This is a genomic window from Aurantiacibacter marinus, assembly GCF_001021555.1.
In the GTDB taxonomy this organism is placed as follows: domain Bacteria; phylum Pseudomonadota; class Alphaproteobacteria; order Sphingomonadales; family Sphingomonadaceae; genus Alteraurantiacibacter; species Alteraurantiacibacter marinus.
In genome coordinates this window covers 57,583-74,790 of sequence record NZ_LDCP01000001.1, presented here as the reverse complement: position 1 = coordinate 74,790, position 17,208 = coordinate 57,583, and the positions used below count along the sequence as shown (strand labels likewise).

General features: G+C 60.0%; 19 protein-coding genes, 1 tRNA gene and 1 riboswitch. Of the genes, 8 read left to right on the top strand and 12 right to left on the bottom strand.

From position 1 onward, the window contains the following. The first annotated feature begins 60 nt into the window (after positions 1 to 60). Positions 61 to 1,482, top strand: coding sequence for a sugar MFS transporter (locus AB731_RS00370; protein ID WP_047092890.1), 1,422 nt, complete (start codon positions 61 to 63; stop codon positions 1,480 to 1,482). An 80-nt stretch (positions 1,483 to 1,562) separates the two neighbouring features. Here AB731_RS00370 and AB731_RS00365 read toward each other — a convergent pair whose 3' ends face one another. From AB731_RS00365 to AB731_RS00340, 6 genes are all read right to left on the bottom strand, one after another. Next, positions 1,563 to 3,179: a pre-peptidase C-terminal domain-containing protein gene (locus AB731_RS00365; protein WP_047092891.1), complete on the bottom strand. Its 1,617-nt coding sequence runs from the start codon at positions 3,177 to 3,179 to the stop codon at positions 1,563 to 1,565. An 83-nt stretch (positions 3,180 to 3,262) separates the two neighbouring features. After that, entirely contained in the window at positions 3,263 to 4,828 is a 1,566-nt protein-coding gene (gcvPB, locus tag AB731_RS00360; RefSeq protein ID WP_047092892.1) for an aminomethyl-transferring glycine dehydrogenase subunit GcvPB, read from the bottom strand. Beyond that, positions 4,825 to 6,186 carry an aminomethyl-transferring glycine dehydrogenase subunit GcvPA gene (gcvPA, locus tag AB731_RS00355; protein ID WP_047092893.1) on the bottom strand — a complete coding sequence of 454 codons (1,362 nt, stop codon included), beginning with the start codon at positions 6,184 to 6,186 and terminating at the stop codon, positions 4,825 to 4,827. The genes gcvPB and gcvPA overlap by 4 nt, the downstream gene beginning before the upstream one ends. 49 nt (positions 6,187 to 6,235) lie before the next feature. After that, positions 6,236 to 6,607 carry a glycine cleavage system protein GcvH gene (gene gcvH, locus AB731_RS00350; protein WP_047092894.1) on the bottom strand — a complete coding sequence of 124 codons (372 nt, stop codon included), beginning with the start codon at positions 6,605 to 6,607 and terminating at the stop codon, positions 6,236 to 6,238. A 3-nt stretch (positions 6,608 to 6,610) separates the two neighbouring features. Continuing rightward, positions 6,611 to 7,753, bottom strand: a complete 1,143-nt coding sequence (gene gcvT, locus AB731_RS00345; protein ID WP_047092895.1) for a glycine cleavage system aminomethyltransferase GcvT — start codon at positions 7,751 to 7,753, stop codon at positions 6,611 to 6,613. Between the two features lie 164 nt (positions 7,754 to 7,917). Further along, a riboswitch (glycine riboswitch) is annotated at positions 7,918 to 8,024 on the bottom strand. A 132-nt stretch (positions 8,025 to 8,156) separates the two neighbouring features. Further along, a tRNA-Ser gene (locus tag AB731_RS00340) sits at positions 8,157 to 8,248 on the bottom strand. Between the two features lie 234 nt (positions 8,249 to 8,482). Between AB731_RS00340 and AB731_RS00335 the strand changes: the two genes are divergently transcribed. The 5 genes from AB731_RS00335 (at position 8,483) to AB731_RS00320 (ending at position 11,826) form a co-directional block, all read left to right on the top strand. Then, a complete protein-coding gene (locus tag AB731_RS00335; protein WP_047092897.1) occupies positions 8,483 to 9,322 on the top strand; it encodes a DUF1134 domain-containing protein in 840 nt (279 codons plus the stop codon). A gap of 93 nt (positions 9,323 to 9,415) precedes the next feature. Continuing rightward, positions 9,416 to 10,591 (top strand): amino acid aminotransferase, encoded by a 1,176-nt coding sequence (locus AB731_RS00330; RefSeq protein WP_047093211.1) that lies wholly within the window; start codon positions 9,416 to 9,418, stop codon positions 10,589 to 10,591. A gap of 80 nt (positions 10,592 to 10,671) precedes the next feature. Next, complete coding sequence (locus tag AB731_RS13875) at positions 10,672 to 10,923, top strand: hypothetical protein (protein ID WP_047092898.1); 252 nt, start codon at positions 10,672 to 10,674, stop codon at positions 10,921 to 10,923. An 81-nt stretch (positions 10,924 to 11,004) separates the two neighbouring features. Continuing rightward, positions 11,005 to 11,262 (top strand): hypothetical protein, encoded by a 258-nt coding sequence (locus AB731_RS00325; protein ID WP_052768918.1) that lies wholly within the window; start codon positions 11,005 to 11,007, stop codon positions 11,260 to 11,262. Positions 11,263 to 11,271: 9 nt separating this feature from the next. Next, a complete protein-coding gene (locus AB731_RS00320) occupies positions 11,272 to 11,826 on the top strand; it encodes a GNAT family N-acetyltransferase (protein ID WP_173425739.1) in 555 nt (184 codons plus the stop codon). Here the strand turns inward: AB731_RS00320 and AB731_RS00315 are convergent. From AB731_RS00315 to AB731_RS00290, 6 genes are read right to left on the bottom strand one after another with little or no spacing between them, the layout of a single operon-like run. Further along, on the bottom strand, positions 11,823 to 12,446 hold the full coding sequence (locus tag AB731_RS00315; protein ID WP_047092899.1) for a riboflavin synthase: 624 nt from the start codon (positions 12,444 to 12,446) through the stop codon (positions 11,823 to 11,825). The genes AB731_RS00320 and AB731_RS00315 overlap by 4 nt on opposite strands. Positions 12,447 to 12,469: 23 nt before the next feature. Beyond that, the gene (ribD, locus tag AB731_RS00310) at positions 12,470 to 13,444 is read right to left on the bottom strand and encodes a bifunctional diaminohydroxyphosphoribosylaminopyrimidine deaminase/5-amino-6-(5-phosphoribosylamino)uracil reductase RibD (RefSeq protein WP_047092900.1); all 975 of its coding nucleotides are present in this window, start codon (positions 13,442 to 13,444) and stop codon (positions 12,470 to 12,472) included. 9 nt (positions 13,445 to 13,453) lie between these two features. After that, a complete protein-coding gene (locus AB731_RS00305) occupies positions 13,454 to 13,909 on the bottom strand; it encodes a hypothetical protein (RefSeq protein WP_052768919.1) in 456 nt (151 codons plus the stop codon). 55 nt (positions 13,910 to 13,964) lie between these two features. Next, positions 13,965 to 14,699, bottom strand: a complete 735-nt coding sequence (locus AB731_RS00300) for a M48 family metallopeptidase (RefSeq protein ID WP_047092901.1) — start codon at positions 14,697 to 14,699, stop codon at positions 13,965 to 13,967. Then, positions 14,696 to 15,139, bottom strand: coding sequence for a YcgN family cysteine cluster protein (locus AB731_RS00295; protein WP_047092902.1), 444 nt, complete (start codon positions 15,137 to 15,139; stop codon positions 14,696 to 14,698). The genes AB731_RS00300 and AB731_RS00295 overlap by 4 nt, the downstream gene beginning before the upstream one ends. After that, positions 15,127 to 15,741: an SCO family protein gene (locus AB731_RS00290; RefSeq protein ID WP_047092903.1), complete on the bottom strand. Its 615-nt coding sequence runs from the start codon at positions 15,739 to 15,741 to the stop codon at positions 15,127 to 15,129. The genes AB731_RS00295 and AB731_RS00290 overlap by 13 nt, the downstream gene beginning before the upstream one ends. A gap of 99 nt (positions 15,742 to 15,840) precedes the next feature. On the opposite strand from AB731_RS00290, the gene AB731_RS00285 reads away from it, so the two are divergent. Next, positions 15,841 to 16,464: an ankyrin repeat domain-containing protein gene (locus AB731_RS00285; protein ID WP_047092904.1), complete on the top strand. Its 624-nt coding sequence runs from the start codon at positions 15,841 to 15,843 to the stop codon at positions 16,462 to 16,464. After that, complete coding sequence (locus AB731_RS00280) at positions 16,464 to 17,138, top strand: COQ9 family protein (protein WP_047092905.1); 675 nt, start codon at positions 16,464 to 16,466, stop codon at positions 17,136 to 17,138. The genes AB731_RS00285 and AB731_RS00280 overlap by 1 nt, the downstream gene beginning before the upstream one ends. Positions 17,139 to 17,208 lie beyond the last annotated feature (70 nt).

Below are 17,208 nucleotides of genomic sequence, written 5' to 3'. Positions count from 1 at the left end.
AGCGATTTTGTTTTGGCGGAGCTGCTGACACAAGCAGCCTGCCCTCAGGGAGTATAGAATATGGCCCTTGCGCCTGACATTTCGAGCAGCACAGATCCCATGCCGATTACGGATGACTCGCCCCCGGTCGATGCGCCGGGCTTGCAGTATTTCGTGATGGGCCTGTTTTTCATCTTTGGCGGGATCACTTCGCTCAACGATGTGATCATTCCCAAGCTGAAAGAGCTGTTCACACTGAGCTATACCGAGGCAATGCTGGTGCAGTTCTGCTTCTTCGCGGCATATCTGATTATCGGGATTCCCGGCGCAAGACTGGTCAAGAAGATCGGCTATATGCGCGGGGCAGTCGTTGGCCTTGTCACCATGATGGCAGGCTGCCTGCTGTTCATCCCGGCAAGCCAGACGGCGACCTACGCAATGTTCCTTGGCGCATTGTTCATTCTGGCAAGCGGCGTGGTGATTGTGCAGGTGGTGGCCAATCCGCTCATCAGCCTGCTCGGCCCCCCCTCCACAACTCACAGCCGTCTGACATTTGCGCAGGCCTTCAATTCGCTGGGCACAACGATTTTCCCGATTGTTGGCGCAATCGTGATCTTGGGCGGCCTGGCTGCAGTCAGTGCAGACCAGCTTTCCGGGGCTGAACTGCAAGCCTATCGCGCTGCCGAGAGTGAGGCGATCTGGCAAGGCTATCTTGGCGTTGCTGGCCTGATCGGACTGGTCGCGATTGCCGTGTGGATGTTCAGGAACCGTTTGCCGCACGATGCAAAGATCATGGGTGACAACGATCTGGTCTCGACCGGACGTTACCTCGTTGGACTGGCCACTATTGCCGCTGGCGTATTCGTTGCGCTGCAGGTGAGCGGATGGTTGGGCGTCCTGATCATTATTCTTGCCCCGGCAATCTGGCTTTACGACAATGATCTGCTGAAGCGCGGGCGCTTCTCATTCGGCGCGCTTTGCATCTTCCTGTATGTCGGCGGCGAAGTTGCGATTGGCTCCGTCATCATCAATTACCTCTCGCTGGAGCGTGTTCTGGGTCAGCCGGAAAGCGCCATTGGCTGGATGATCGGCCTGTATTGGGGCGGCGCGATGGTTGGCCGGTTCATCGGATCTGCCGTGCTCCGTATTTTCAGCCCGGGCAAAATCCTGGCTTTCAATGCGCTTGGCGCGATCACACTAATTATCGTGTCGACGCAGACTGGCGGCATGGTTGCGGCATATACCCTGCTTGCAGTGGGCCTGATGAATTCCATCATGTTCCCGACTATCTTCTCGCTCGCATGCGAAAAGCTTGGTCCGCGCGCTGCCGATGGGTCTGGCATCATCAACGTCGCGATCTTCGGCGGGGCTGTTGTGCCGCTGCTGTTTGGTGTCGTGGCCGATGCCACGGGAGGAAGCCTTGCTACGGCGATGATTATCCCCGTGATCTGCTATGCCGTCATTGCCGGCTTCGGGATCTTCGCGCGGCGACCTGCCGTATAATTTGCGCACGGAATGTGCACACAAAAAGGGCGGGACGTCATCACGACATCCCGCCCTTTTTCTTTGCTTGCAACCAAGGCTCAGTTAGCGCGAGCGACCCGCTCACCATATGCATTGCCAAGGTTCATCAGCACTTGCTGGTGCGGCATCCCGTCACCGCCGCGATCGACGATAATGTGCTGCCAGCCTGGCGTCTGCATATCGCGGAAATCCTCGGCATCGGTGACCAGCGGTTCTTCCAGGACCATGCGGTAAAATTCGCGGCGCATATATTCACCCAGTTCGCCCGCCTGCACTGCCCGATCGCCATTCATATCCGCCCCGCCTTCCAGCGCCTGCCGGAAAATATGACTGATATAGCCGCCTGATTTCTCGCCCGAGGCAACTAGGCTGAGCGTGTCTTCGTCGGAGCTGAAGATGCCCATGCGGTCCACGCGCTGGTCGATCACATTGTCGAACCCGCCAGCGAAACACGCATCGATCACGAGCAGTGTGCGGGCGTCGATACTCTCGAACATTTCGGCCAGCTCGTAATCGAAGAGGGCTGCGTCATACAGCTCTATGGTCTCCGCACTCCCATCGCGCTCGGTCGTCATGTTCTCGACCTTTTCGCCGTGGCCGGAGAAGAATACGAGCAGCAGATCATCGTCGCCCATGGCATTGGTTATGTCGTTCAGAGCACGGCGGAAGTTTGCCCGCGTTGCCTGAGCGTTGAGGAGCGTAACGCTTTCAGGGGCAAGCACGCCCGCACTGCGCAGCGCGGCTGTAACGCGGGACGCGTCTTCGTCTGTGCGGTTGAGCGGGCTGATGCGGTCATAATCGGCTACGCCAACGGACAAGGCGTAAACCCGCGAATTGCTGCTGGAAGGGCGCACCGTGCGCACATCGGCATCAGCTTGGCGCAAGGTCAACGAATAGCGTCCGATCTCTCCGGGAGAGAAGCTGCTGGCAGCAATGTGATAGGTGCCATCTTGTGGCAGAGTGATCGACAGTCGGCTGTCGGTTCCGTCGATAGAGCGGAAATCATCATTCGCTTCCTCACGGCCATCGGGCAGATAGATCGCCAGCGTGGTGTCGATTTCGTCAGAACCGAGATCGAAGGTAACGCGTTGACCTGCACGCCCTGGAAAGGCGTAATAGTCCACGAAGCCGCCATCGAACGCGCGGTCATCGCTTTGCGTGAGCAAGCCATTCACGGTTGCGCCCATGGCAATCGGGCGTGCGTTGCCGCGTGCGGGGTTGGCCGGGTCCATTGTCGCCAATCGGTATCCGCCGCTGCCTTCATTGCCGTACGCTGAGACTGACAGGCGATACGTTCCATCGGCGGGAAGAACCGTGTCGATCATGCTGTCGAGCGTTTCCCTGCCCGGTGCATCATCATTTTCCATCTCGAAACCGCCAGGGCCGGTTATCCGTAATATCGTGTCGAAACGAGATGAGCTGAGAGAAATGCGCACGCGCTGTCCAGCGCGGCCTTCCAGAACGTAACTATCGGCACCGCCGTTCAGCATCCCGTCGGTCGCTTCGCCAATCATCAGGGTTGCGCCGCCGGATCGCGGCTTGCGCTGCTGCTTCGCTGGGTACAAGCCACTGCTGGCCGAGGATGCTCCTGCTCCAAGCATCTCCTGCGCGCCCGCCGGTGCAAGCACCAGCATCGCACCAAGTGCAGCGGCAGTCAGTAGCCCCGCCTTCTTCATATTTCCCCCCATTCAAAACCCAAGCTCGGTTCATCTATTGCACGGATGATCTGAACGAATTCCGAATGGTACCCGAAGCGCGGTTACCCTTCGGGTTCGCTCCATGCCAAACGCGGTTTGCGCGCTGCGTGCGCCTCGTCCAATCGGGCGCGGGGGGCGTGGTGCGGGGCGGTCAGCAGAGCTTCGTCGCCATCCTTTGCGCGCTGCGCCAGTGACCGCATCGCCATGATAAACTGATCGATCCCGGCCTTGCTCTCTGTCTCGGTCGGTTCGATCAGCATCGCGCCGTGGACCACCAGCGGGAAATACATCGTCATCGGATGGAACCCCTCGTCGATCAGGCCCTTGGCGAGATCAAGCGTAGAGAAGCCCTCGGCAAAGCCGGCATCGCCGAACAACGCTTCATGCATGCACGGCCCGCTGGCGCCGAACGGCGCGTGGAGCACATCCTCAAGCTGCCGCAGAATGTAGTTTGCATTGAGCACGGCATCGCCTGCTGCCTGACGCAATCCGTCTGCTCCGTGGCTGAGGATGTAGGTGAGGGCGCGGGTGAACATGCCCATCTGCCCGTTGAACGCGGTCATCCGGCCAAAGGTGCTGGCGTGATGCTCTTCCATGTTCTCTTCTTCGATCAGGCGCAGGCTGCCATCCTTGGCCTTTTCCACGAAGGGAAGCGGCGCGAACGGGGCGAGCGCTTCGGACAGCACAACGGGGCCTGAACCGGGCCCACCGCCACCATGCGGGGTGGAAAAGGTCTTGTGCAGGTTGATATGCATCGCATCGATGCCAAGATCGCCGGGACGCACGCGGCCCATGATCGCGTTGAAGTTGGCACCATCGCAATAGACCAGACCGCCAGCTTCGTGAACGGCATCGGAGATCGCTTTCATGTCACGCTCGAACAATCCGCAGGTGTTGGGATTGGTAATCATCACGGCGGCAACATCAGGGCCGAGGCGTGCCTTCAGCGCATCCAGGTCAACGCGGCCATCCTTGTTCGCGGGAATATCCTCGGTCGAATAACCGGCAAAGGCCGCAGTGGCCGGATTGGTGCCGTGGGCACTTTCAGGGACCAGGACGACTTTTCGCGCATCGCCGCGCGCTTCCAGGGCGGCGCGGATGCACAGGATACCGCAAAGCTCACCATGTGCGCCGGCCTTCGGGCTCATCGCGACAGACTGCATTCCGGTGAGGGTGATAAGCCAGTGCGCCAGCTCATCAATTACGCCCAGCGCGCCCTGTACCGTATCGATCGGTTGCATGGGGTGCACATCCAGGAAACCGGGCATCCGCGCGACTTTCTCGTTCAGGCGCGGATTGTGTTTCATGGTGCAACTGCCCAGCGGGAAGAAGCCCAGATCGATCCCGTAATTCTGGCGACTCAGGCGCGTGTAGTGGCGCACGGTTTGCGGTTCGGACAGACCGGGAAGGCCAATTTCGCCCTTGCGGGTAAACTTGCCCATGCGGCCGGGCAGATCGGTTGGCGTATATGGAAGATCGACGCCGTAAGTGTCCGCGTCGCCGATTTCGAAGATCAGCGCCTCTTCCAGCATCAGGGCCTTGTTACCGGTAACTGTCGGGTGCTTTTCGCCATCGATGGAGGCCACCGGGGTTCCGGGCTTCCACCCGCTCTGGTTGATCTGGTTCATGGCAGCACCTCCTCAAGAGTGGTGGCAAGGGTTTCGATATCCTCCAGGCTGGCGGTCTCCGTCACAGTGACCAGCAGGCCGCCTTTCAGCCCGTCGATATCCGGGAACAGCTTGCCAAGCCCGACTCCGCCCAGCACGCCCTTGTCGGCCAGATCACGGACGATCTGGCGCGCATCTACATCCAGCATCAGTGTGAATTCGTTGAAAAAGTTCTCGTTCAGAACCGTAACGCCGGGCACTTTTGCCAGACGGTCCGCTGCAATGCAGGCGAGGCGGTGGTTTTCTGCGGCAAGGCCGGTGATGCCCTTTGCGCCCAGCAAGGTCATGTGGATGGAGAAGGCAAGAGCGCACAGGCCGCTGTTGGTGCAGATGTTGCTCGTCGCCTTTTCGCGGCGAATATGCTGTTCGCGGGTGGAAAGTGTCAGCACGAAGCCGCGCTTGCCGTCGGCGTCCACCGTCTCTCCGCACAGGCGGCCAGGCATCTGCCGCACCAGTTTTGGATCGGTGATGGCGAACAGGCCCAGATACGGCCCGCCAAATTGCAGGCCGACGCCCAGCGCCTGACCTTCACCAACCACGATATCTGCACCCAGATTACCTGGGGCCTCCAGCGCGCCGAGCGCCACTGGTTCGGTATTCACAACGATCAGCTTCGCGCCCTTGGCGTGGGCGGCGTCGGCGATCTTTTGCAGATCGGGAATGCGGCCCAGAATATCGGGATATTGCACCACCACGCTGGCGGTATTGTCATCGATGCGCGTGATCAGCCCGTCATCATCCGGCAGAGCGGTAAGACTGGGGGCGGAACCGGCAATTTCGTCTTCGGTAAACTTCGCCATGGTCCGCACGACTTCGGCGTAATGCGGGTGCAAAGCGCCTGACAGCACAACGCGCTTCTTGCGCGTTACGCGGCTCGCCATGGCAACCGCTTCCCAGCATGCGGTAGAGCCATCATACATGGACGCATTCGCCACCGCGCAACCATACAGCCGCGCGACCTGCGACTGGAATTCGAACAGCATCTGCAACGTGCCCTGCGCGATTTCCGGCTGGTATGGCGTGTAGGCAGTGAGGAATTCGCCGCGCTGGATCAGATGATCGACCGATGCCGGTACATGATGGCGGTAAGCCCCGGCACCAATGAAGAACGGCGCATCCGCTGCTGCAAGGTTCTTCTTGGAAAGCCGCCGCATGTGCTTTTCGACCGCCATTTCGGTGGCGTGGAGCGGCAGGCCTTCGACTGGCCCGTTCAGGTAGAGATCGGACGGCACATCGGCAAACAGCGCATCAATGGATGGCGCCCCTACAGCTTCGAGCATGGCCGTGCGGTCGGTATCGGTCAGGGGGAGGTAACGCATTTTAACTCCTTGGCCCCTCTCGTAATGGGAGAAGGGAAGTCAGGTCAGATCACAAACTGTCGCAGAACGCCTTGTAAGCCTTGGCGTCCATCAGGCCTTCCAGATCGTCCTTGTCGGACATGGTCAGCTTGAAGAACCAGCCTTCGGCCTCTGGCGCGGTGTTCACCAGTTCAGGTTCACCTTCCAGCGCGGCATTGCCTTCGATCACGGTGCCAGCAATTGGCGCGTAAACGTCGCTTGCGGCTTTCACGCTTTCCACCACGGCAGCTTCTGCGCCCTTGGTGAATTCAGTGCCGGTCTGCGGGACTTCCACAAACACCACATCGCCCAACTGTTCCTGCGCATAATCGGTAATGCCGATAATGGCGGTGTCGCCGTCCACTTCGATCCATTCATGCTCTTCGGTAAAATAACGTGCCAATGGTCAGGCTCCTTTGCGATGGTAACGATGCGGGACGAAGGGGAGGGCGGTCACGGTGGCGGGCAAGCGTTTGCCGCGCACTTCGATGTCCAGTTTCGTGCCCTCTGCGGTAAATTCGGTTTCGACAAAGCCCATGGCGATGGGGTGCCCAAGTGTGGGCGAAAAACCGCCGCTGGTGACTATGCCAACCAGCGCATCGCCAGAGAAGATCTGCGCGCCTTCGCGCCCTGGCTGTCGGCCTTCCAGCGTAAGGCCGACACGGTGCTGCGCACAGCCGCCGTCTTCCAGCCGGACCAGACATGCCGCATGGCCGAAATAACCCCCTGCCTCGCGCCGCGCCTTGCTGAGCGCAAAGCCAAGACCGGCGCTGACCGGATCGGTGTTTTCGGATAGATCATGGCCGTACAGCGGCAGGCCAGCCTCCAAACGTAGCGAATCGCGCGCACCAAGCCCGGCTGGGTGCACCCGTTCATCCGCCACAAGCGCATCGGCCAGCGCGCGAACGTAGTTGGAATGGACGGAAATCTCGAACCCGTCCTCACCGGTGTAACCGGCGCGGCTCACCCAAATATGTTGCTCGCCAAATTTGAACAGGCCAGCGGTCATGAAGGACAGTTCGCTAACCCCCGGCACAATGCCCTCAAGCACATCCACCGCTTTGGGGCCTTGCAATGCAAGCAGGGCAAAATCATCGAAATGGGTTAGCGTAATATCATCATCGAGATGTTCGCGAAGGTGGGCGATATCATCCCACTTGCATGCGCCGTTCACCACCAGCGCCAGATGCGCGCCGGTGTTGGTGACGATCAGATCATCGATAATGCCGCCAGCCTCGGTCAACAGCAATGAATAGCGCATCTTGCCTTCAGCAAGATTGGCGATGCCTGATGGCAGCAGTTTTTCAAGCTGGTTTGCTGCGCCCTCTCCGGAAACGGACAGCTGGCCCATGTGGCTTACATCGAACAGGCTGGCAGATTGCCGCGTCCAATTGTGTTCGGCCACGATGCCGCCATGCTCGCCGGTATACTGGATCGGCATTTCATAGCCCGCAAACGGGACCATGCGCGCGCCATGTTCGCGGTGCCATGCATCCAGCGGCAATGCCTCCGGCGGCTGCTCTTCGAAATCGGTCTCGGTATCGCTCATTCACAGTTCCGGCATGGCTCGGCAAAGCTCGGAAATCGAGCCCTTACACCATGCCCCCTCTGTCTTGGAGACCTGAGAGATTCCGGCGCGCCTTTTCAAAGTGCAAACGCCTTACTCCTTCGGTGGTGCCCCCTTGCGGGAAACACGCTTTCCAGAGCGCCTGTACCAGCTGCGCGGTCCCTGTGACCTGAGAGTTTCCGGGGCGGTTGCTCCTTCGGTGCCCCCGGCACGTCCAATTGGACCGGCCAGAGAGCTCTCCCGCGCAGATGCCGGACGCCAAAACGTCCACCAAGCGAATCAAGCAGTGCTGCATTGCAACAGCGCGGTCAATGCCGCCCAATGGCGTAGGGCGCAAAAACTATGGGAAAATTTGCCGGCAGCTTCATCTTCTGGATGAAGCCACTGGAGGAGACGGAGGGATTCGAACCCTCGATACCCTATAAAAGGTATGGTTCCTTAGCAGGGAACTGGTTTCAGCCACTCACCCACGTCTCCGGACCTGTGCGGCAGGAAGCGCGCTATAGCGAGGGCTTGAGCGCGCTTCAAGGGGGCGCAGCACTTTAGGAAATTAGGTTGTGCCGATGGCGCAGTCTGCCGCGCAATCGATTCGGTTCACCGCAAAACGGATTCGCTTGGGCGCGTATTCATTGCTGCTTCAGCCGTAAGGGATTCTTTTGTTGGCGCAGAAGTTTATCCGATCGGCGTCCGTGCCGTGAAAAGGACAAGTCCATGAGCATACAGTTCGCCCGCAATTTCCGCCTAGTCGCCGCTTCGCTGGCAGCGCCGCTGCTGATCTGGGGTTACGCGCCTGCAATCGCGCAAGAAATGCAGACGGTTGATCCCGATAGCGTGATTGACGCTGATCTGATGGACAATCCCGGCTCTACAGATGCAGCCGCGTACGAGGATGCCTACGACGTGAGCGAGGCAACCCCGCGCTACGAAAGCCCCGATGTCTATCAGACCGACCCTAATCAAAGCGACACCGCACGCCCGGCTTTTGATTTGCCGCCGGAGCAGCCGGACTATGCCAGCGCCAATACATCCCCCACCGTGGATACCGTGCCACGGGAGGCGGAGCGGCCAACCACCTATGCCCAAGACGATCTGATCGGTGCGGCAGAAGGATTATTCGGTCAAGGTGCAGAAGGTCTGGCGCGGCTGATCCAGAATATTCTGTCCGACCAGGGCGAACCCAATGGCTACATTGTCGGGCGTGAAGGCGGCGGTGCGTTTGTGCTGGGTGTTCGATATGGTTCGGGCACGCTGTACCACGCCGTCGAAGGTAATATGCCAGTCTATTGGACGGGCCCCTCCATCGGCCTGGATGCAGGTGCCAATGCCGGCAACACCTTCGTTCTGATTTACAATCTTTATGACACAGATGATCTGTACGAACGTTATCCGGCGGGTGAAGGACAGGCCTATTTCGTAGGCGGATTCCATGCCAGCTATGTTCGCAAGGGCGATGTGGTGATGATTCCGATCCGCGTGGGTGCCGGACTGCGGCTTGGTGTGAACGCGGGGTATTTGCGCTTCTCCCGCAACCAGCGCTGGCTGCCTTTCTGACACTGTTCTGACAAGCTGGCCATTTTTTGAGAAAGCGGAAAAGCGCCCTCTGCCACCTTGCGCGCAGCAGGGCGTGAAGGCATTGCCGCTGGCATGCTGAACCGACTCGAACAACAAGCCCCCGATGCGCTGCTGGCGCTTATCAAACTTTTCAAGGCCGATGACCGGCCTGACAAGATTGATCTTGGCGTGGGCGTTTACAAAACCGCCGATGGCGCGACGCCAGTGTTTGCGGCCATAAAACAGGCTGAAGCCCGGCTCGTGGCGGAACAGCCAAGCAAGGCCTATTTGGGGCCGGAAGGCGACATGGGCTTTGTGGGCGCGCTGATCCCGCATGTGTTCGGCAATGCTGCACCGGAAGGCGGTCGTCTGGACGGGATGCAGACACCCGGCGGCACGGGCGCTGTTCGGCTGGCGCTGGCGCTGGCGAAAAAGGCGGGCGTGACCCGCGTGATCATGGGGACGCCAAGCTGGCCCAACCATGCGCAGATCGTATCCGACCTGGAACTTGAACTCGTTGGATTCAGCCACGCAAACCCTGATGGAAGCGCGAATATGGACGCGCTGCGCGCCGCGTTAGCGTCTGCGGGCACGGGTGATGCGATCTTGCTGCATGGTTGCTGCCACAACCCCACCGGTGTTGATTACACTGATGCAGAGTGGGACGAGATCGCCGGCATTCTGGCTGCGAGTCCCGCCTTGGCTGTCATCGACGTGGCCTATCAGGGACTTGGTGACGGGATGGAAGCGGATGCATACGGCCTGCGCGCCGTAATGACCTGCGTCGAAGAAGTGCTGGTCGCTTACAGCTGTGACAAGAATTTTGGCCTTTATCGTGACCGTGTCGGGGCATTCTATGTTGCCACCGGTGATGGCGACGCAACTGCCCGGGCCATTTCCAACGCAGCGGCGCTGGCGCGCGCCAATTGGTCCATGCCGCCCGATCACGGCGGCGCGGCAGTGCGTGTGGTCCTTGAAGATGATGGCCTGACCGCAAGCTGGCTGGAAGAACTCGAAAGCATGCGTATCCGCATCGGCCAGGTTCGCGCGCAGCTGGGCGCTGCCGGCACCGCCGGAGGCGTCGATCTGGAGCCGCTTGGCAGGCAGAAGGGCATGTTTGCCATGCTGCCCGTCAGCAAGGAGCAGGTGCAGCAATTGCGGAGCGATCACGCGGTCTACATGGCCGGATCGGGCCGCATCAATGTTGCCGGGCTGACGACCGACAACATCGACAAATTCGTTGCCGCGCTGGCAGAAGTGACCGGATAGGGGACAAGCAGCGTTTTCGAGATTGCCGCAGAAATGTAAAACTGCCTAAAGTGCCGTTAAATAACGGGGGATGTAGGGCAATGACGCAATCTCGGGATGAAGACTATGGCGCGCTTGTCGGTTGGACATCGACCCGCACTGGCAACCGGATATCGCTCCACCTGCAAAGTGTCTCTAAACCACCGCCGTATTCGAAGGGCGACATACGGACGCAGATTTATTTGATGGATCGCAATCAAGCTACACAGCTGGGCAATTTCCTGTTCGAGATGGGCGAAACCACTCCACCTGAAAAGCGTGATCGCAGCTGGCTGAAACGTATGTTCGGCTGATCCGCCCGCACGAAAAGCGTGATGGTTTGGAGTGGCAGTGTAAAATGCGCTATGATCGCCGCTAGGCCAACCAACGGGAGAATGGCAGTGGATGATCGGTCTCGTGACGATTTCGGCGCCCTTGTGGGCTGGACGTCGACACGATCAGGAGATCGTCTGACACTGCGGCTGCAAAGCGTCCGCACGCCGCCACCCCACTCCGAAGCTGATGTGGATTCGCGGTTATATATGCTGGACCGTAATCAGGCTGCCCAGCTGGCCAATTATCTGTTTGAAATGAGCGGCCATACCAAGCCGGGCAAGCGCGGACGTGGCTGGCTTGCCCGTCTGTTCGGTTAACTGCGCGGGATGACGATCGATCGGCAGCCTGTGCTGACTGGGCAGACCATCCAGCTCAGGCCGCTTGAGAAAGGGGATTGGGATGCACTTTTCGCAGTGGCATCCGACCCGCAAATCTGGGCTATGCATCCAATGCATGGCAGGTGGCAGGAGCCGGTCTTTCGCGCATTCTTCGACGATGCGCTGGCGCATGGCGGCGCCTTAGTTGCGCTCGATAAGGCGACGGGCGAGGTGATCGGATCATCGCGCTTTCAGGCTTATCGACCCGCGGACGGCGGCTCGGTTGAAATCGGCTGGACCTTTCTCGCGCGCCGGTACTGGGGCACCGGTGCCAATCGTGAAATAAAGCGGCTGATGGTGGGCCACGCGCTGCACAGTCTGGCGCGGGTGGACTTTCGTGTTGGTGAAGACAATGCGCGCAGCCGCCGCGCCCTAGAAAAGATCGGCGCGCGCATTTCCCCCGGCAGGATAGAGGAAGCTGAAGTGCCGGGTGCCGGCAAGATCCTGCACCTCTATTACGAGCTGATGCGCGAGGATTTTGACCGCGTGCTGGGCGCAGACTAGCTGCTGCTACGAAGCATCTGCATCCGGTGAAGGTATCGGGCCAACGTATCGATCTCCAGATTGACCTCCCCGCCTTGGCGCATTTCGCCAAGAGTAGTGACTTCTTCTGTATGCGGGATGATATTGAGGTTGAAATGAACGCTGCCGTCGGGCCGGTCTTCAATGGCATTCACGGTAAGTGATACGCCATCAATCGTGATGGAGCCTTTTTCCGCGATATAGGGCGCCAGACTCGGCGGGGCAGCGATGACAACGCTCATCGATCCGCCGACCGGCTGCCAATCGACGACCTTGCCAACTGCATCGACATGGCCGGTGACAATGTGCCCGCCAATCTCGTCGCCCACGCGCAGTGACGGTTCCAGATTAAGCTGCGCACCTTCGCGCCACATCTGGCTGGCGGTGCGCGATATTGTCTCCTGCGAGACATCGACAGTGAAATGCGCGTCTCCCGCCGTGCCGCCTTTGTCCACCGCGGTCAGGCACACGCCCGAACAGGCAATGCTGGCACCAATGGCAATATTCGCCGGGTCGAACGGGCAGGCAATACGCAGGCGAAGATCGCCGCGTTGCTCCACGTGCTCGATCGTGCCGATGGCGGTGACGATACCTGTAAACATGGCGTGCTCCCTCAGTCTCCGCGCTAGCGTGCCCGGTTGAAAATCTCGAGTGTGTCCTGCCCGAATTGACGCCGGCTTTCCAGCGTCCAGCGGCCATGCGCACTGGCCAACCGGTCAAGGCCGATATCGGCGATACCGGGCCGGCCTGCACCAATCACAATAGGCGCGCGGTAGATTAGCAGGCGGTCGACGAGGTCTTCCGCCAGAAAAGCCGCCGCAGCGCCTGCGCCGCCCTCCACAAATAGATAGCGGACATCGCCCATCGCGCCGACATCGGCAGGAGAGGCAAGCACGCGCCAGCCATCCGGCGCACTGTGACGGGTCAGCACCCAGCGTTCCGGCGAACGATCTTCAAGCCCCGGCAAGCGGACATCAAGGCTTGGGCTGTCGGCGCGCATTGTTGCTCCGCCCACACAAATGGCATCGGCCCGCGCCCGCTCCCTGTGGGTATGGCTGCGCGCCGCAGAACCGGTGATCCACTGGCTTTCACCCGAGGCGGCAGCGATGCATCCGTCAAGCGAAAGGGCAAGCTTCAGGGTGATATGCGGGCGACCGAGCAATAGCGCCGCCGCGTGGCCGGACAAGCCCGCCTGCACAGGGGTTAGATCCGCTTCAGTCACGCTGATCCCCGCTTGCATCAGCCGCGCAATGCCATCGCCTGCGGTGCGCCGGTCAGGATCAACCATGCCGATAATGACGCTGGCCAGGCCAGCCTCAGCCACCAGATCGGCACAGGCAGGCCCACGGTCTGACCGATGTGCGCAGGGTTCAAGCGTAACATACAGAGCCGCGCCGCGCGCCGCTTCGCCCGCCATTGCCAGCGCCATGGCTTCGGCATGAGGCCGTCCGCCAGCCTGCGTCCAGCCGCGGCCCACTACCAGGCCGTCCCGCACTATCAGTGCGCCGACGCCGGGATTCGGGCAGCTGCCGGGCCTTGCACGTTCAGCAAGCGCCGCTGCCGCAGCCAGCCAGCGTGTGTCGTCAGCGGACAGTGTCACGCGGCACCTTCAGCCTGCGGCACGTGCGCAATATTCCTGAAGTGAAAGCGCCAGCTCTTCCTCTGTCGGGCCTTCGGGCTCGGGGGTGCGGTCTGCCTCAGCCCGGGCTTCCATTTCATCGACATCAACGAAGGTCGCCCGTCCCAGATCGCGGTAAATCTGACGGCGCAATTCAGCGCGTTCCTGCAAGCGCACCTGTATCTGGTTCTGCAATCGCTGATTGGCGCAATTGGAGGCGATAATCTGTTCTTCGGTGCGGCTTTCGTCGAGGGTGGAGATATAGATCAGTTCAGGTCGCCGCGGCTCGATGCGTGCGCCATCGGGCACGAACAGCATGAACAAGGCAAAGGTTGCCGCGCAGGCGACGCCAAGGATCTGCCAGCGATGAGGCGTTGGCTGGCGCCACTGCTCGGTAAAATCATTGACCGCACGGCGCGGAGATATCAGGCGCAATAATCGCTTCATGCATCGCAAGATAGGCGGAGCGCTGGCAATTCGCCAGTGCCCTTGCTTGGGCGCGTCACCCGAAAACAGCGTAAAGTGTGCGGCCTTTGTCTTTCAGCCAGACGTCAGCGGCGGAAATCTCGTCCTCGAAAACGCGTTCCAGCAGATAATAGAAGGCGGGCGAATGGTCGAAATGAACCAGATGCGTGACTTCGTGCGCCACAACTGAACGGCGCACATGATCAGGCGCCATCACCAGCCGCCAGTTTATCCTGATACAGCGCCCGCTGTCGCGCTCCCCCGTGCAGGAACCCCAGCGTCGCTGTGCGCGGGAAAGGCGCAATTCGGGCACTGCCAATCCAGCGCGCTCGCAATAGAAGGTGAGATCCTGCCGCATGATGTGCAGCGCCTGCGATTCAAACCAGCGCTGTACACGCGTCGCCAACCGATCACGCGGGCCGCCGACCAGCAGAACATCATCCTCGCGGCGCACCTTGCGCGGGCCGCCATCCTGCCAACGGATAGTCAGATCACGTCCGCTGAAGGGCAATACGGTACCATCGCCCAGCTCGATCTGCTGCGGAACTTTGGCAAGTTGTTGTTCGATCCAGCCCAGCCGTGCATTGGCAAACTCCAGTGCGTCGCGCGTTCTGCCCCAAGTCGGCATCGTAATGCGAAGCTCGCCGCCATCCGGAGCCATGCGCATGGTCAGTCGTTTTGACCGGGCGTGGCGGCGAATGATGATCGGCAATGGCTGACCGGCAACCTCCACGCTGGGATCACGGTGATCGTCGCGCAGCCAGTCGATCATTTGTCATCCCAGTCTACAAGATGATGTTCGAGCGGGCCCGCCACGGTTTCGCTGACGCAGCGCCCTGCCACGCAGGCACCCGCTTCAACCATCGCATCGCGGCTGCCGGTCAGCAGGTAATGCCAATCGGGCAGTGGGTCGCCATCAGCGCGGCGGCGATAGGCGCAGCTGGCGGGCAGCCAGGGCACTTGCTTCACAAGCTTTGGCGTCAGCCGCAGACAATCGGGTACGAAAGCCTTGCGGTGGCGATAATCCCGGCACTGCGCAGTGCCGGTGTCCAGCAGTTTGCACGCCACATTGGTTTCCGCAATCTCGCCAGTGTCTTCATCTTCCAGCTTGTGCAGACAACACCTGCCACAGCCGTCGCACAACGCTTCCCATTCAGGGCGGCTGAGATCGTCCAGCGGCAGTTCCCAGAATTTCTCTCTCAACGTACCCATCGTTCCAGTTCCGCTGCAACGGCATCTGCCGATTGATCGACCGGCAAAAGTGTCATCGGTTTACCCTCGCGGTCAACCAGATAGCCGAAGTTTGTATGGCTCATGAGATAGTCACCGCGCTCATTCGGTTCGAGCCTGGAATAGCTGGCAAAATAATTCGCGGCTGCTGCTTCGATGGCTTCGGGTGAGCCGGTGAGGCCGATCAGATCGTCAGAGAAATTGGCGGTAAATTCGTCGATCACTTCCGGTGTGTCGCGTTCCGGATCGACCGTGATGAAGATGGGCTGCACATCGTCTGCCAGATCGGGATTGGCAGCTGCAAAAGCATTCAATCCTTGCACCATGCGCTGAATATCGAACGGACAGACATCCGGGCAATAGGCATAGCCGAAATAGACAACCTGATATCTGCCGAGGAAATCTGTATCGCTCACCTGCTTGCCGGTGCTGTCAACCAGATCAAAACCGCCAACGACGTCGGAGCCATAAAGCGACGGGACCTCTTCAGGAGCATCCGGAGAAACGGGCCCGCAAGCTACCAGCATCGTGCAAAGCAGGGCAGGGGCGGCAAGGCGGGCGAACAACTTGGAATATGCAGGCATGACGCGCGGTTCATGCTCTGCTAACGCGTGGGTAGCAAGGTGCAACAAGCATCCAGCAGGGGCTTTTTGCGCTTTAAACCGAAGTAACAGGAGAACAGGGTGGCCACCGTCGCTCTTCGCAACATCATTGCACGCCTTTTGGCAGCAGGAACAATGGCACTATCCGTGCCTGCGGCCGCGCAATTCTACTCGGAAGGGTACGAATTTCTTGAAGCGGTAAAGGAACGTGAAGGCTCCGATGCGACCGAAATGCTTCGCCAGCCGGGCAGCACGGTTATCAATTCGCGGGATATCAGCACCGGCGAAACCGGCTTGCATATCGTTGTTGCGCGCCGGGATCTGACTTGGACCCGCTGGCTGCTGCAAGAAGGGGCAAACCCCAACATCGCCGATAATTCCGGGCGGACGCCGCTGATCGTCGCGGCAGAGGGCGGCTTTCTCGACGGAGTCGAAGTGCTGTTGGGGAAGGGCGCGCAGGTCGATGTGGCCAATGCTACCGGCGAAACCCCGCTGATCGCTGCTGTGCATGCGCGCAATATTGCGCTGATGGAAGTCCTGCTGGAAGGCGGCGCAGATCCTGACAGGACGGACAATACCGGGCGCAGCGCCCGCGATTATGCGGGATTGCGCGGTGTTCCTCCCCGTATTCTGAACACAATTGTCGCCAGCGAAACATCCGAAGACGGCGGTGCGGACGGACGCACCTACGGACCGGTGTTCTGATGACCGAACCACTTGATTTGACACTTGATGAGCTGCGGCTGGAACTCGCCCCCCAAATTGCCCTCGCGGCGATGTTTGACGGGTGGAGCGATGTCGCGCTGGCCTCTGCCGCAGAGGTTGCTGGTGTCGATCCGGCGGTTGCGCGATTGGCGTTCCCGTCCAAAGGACTGCAAGGCCGGGCGATGGATATGATTGATGCCTGGGTCGCGTCAGTTGATGAGCGCATGGAGGCAGAATTCGCCGATGGTCGGCTGGACAACATGCCTATACGCGAAAAGATTCGCACCCTTGTGTGGTTTCGTCTCGAGTCGATCGAAGGCCTGGAAGAATCGCTCTCGCGCGCGATGACAGTGCAGGCGATGCCGCAGAATGTCGCCGACACGCTGAAACAGGGCTGGTCGAGCGCGGACAAGATGTGGCGCCTCGCCGGGGACACGGCGACAGATTACAACCATTATACAAAACGGGCGATTCTCGGCTCAATATACGCCGCCACTCTGGCTGTCTGGAAAAGCGATGATAGCGAAGACAAGGCAGCGACCAGAGCCTTCCTTGATCGCCGTATCGAAGGCGTAATGAAGTTTGAAAAGCTGAAGGGCCAATTCCTTGGCAAGGACCGCGAACATTTCGATGTCGCGCGTTTCCTCGGCCGATTGCGTTACCCACAAGGCTGACGTCCGCGTAAATATCGCTTCCCACTATTGCGAAGCAGTTGCAAAAAGCAATCGCCTCTGGCACGGGCCG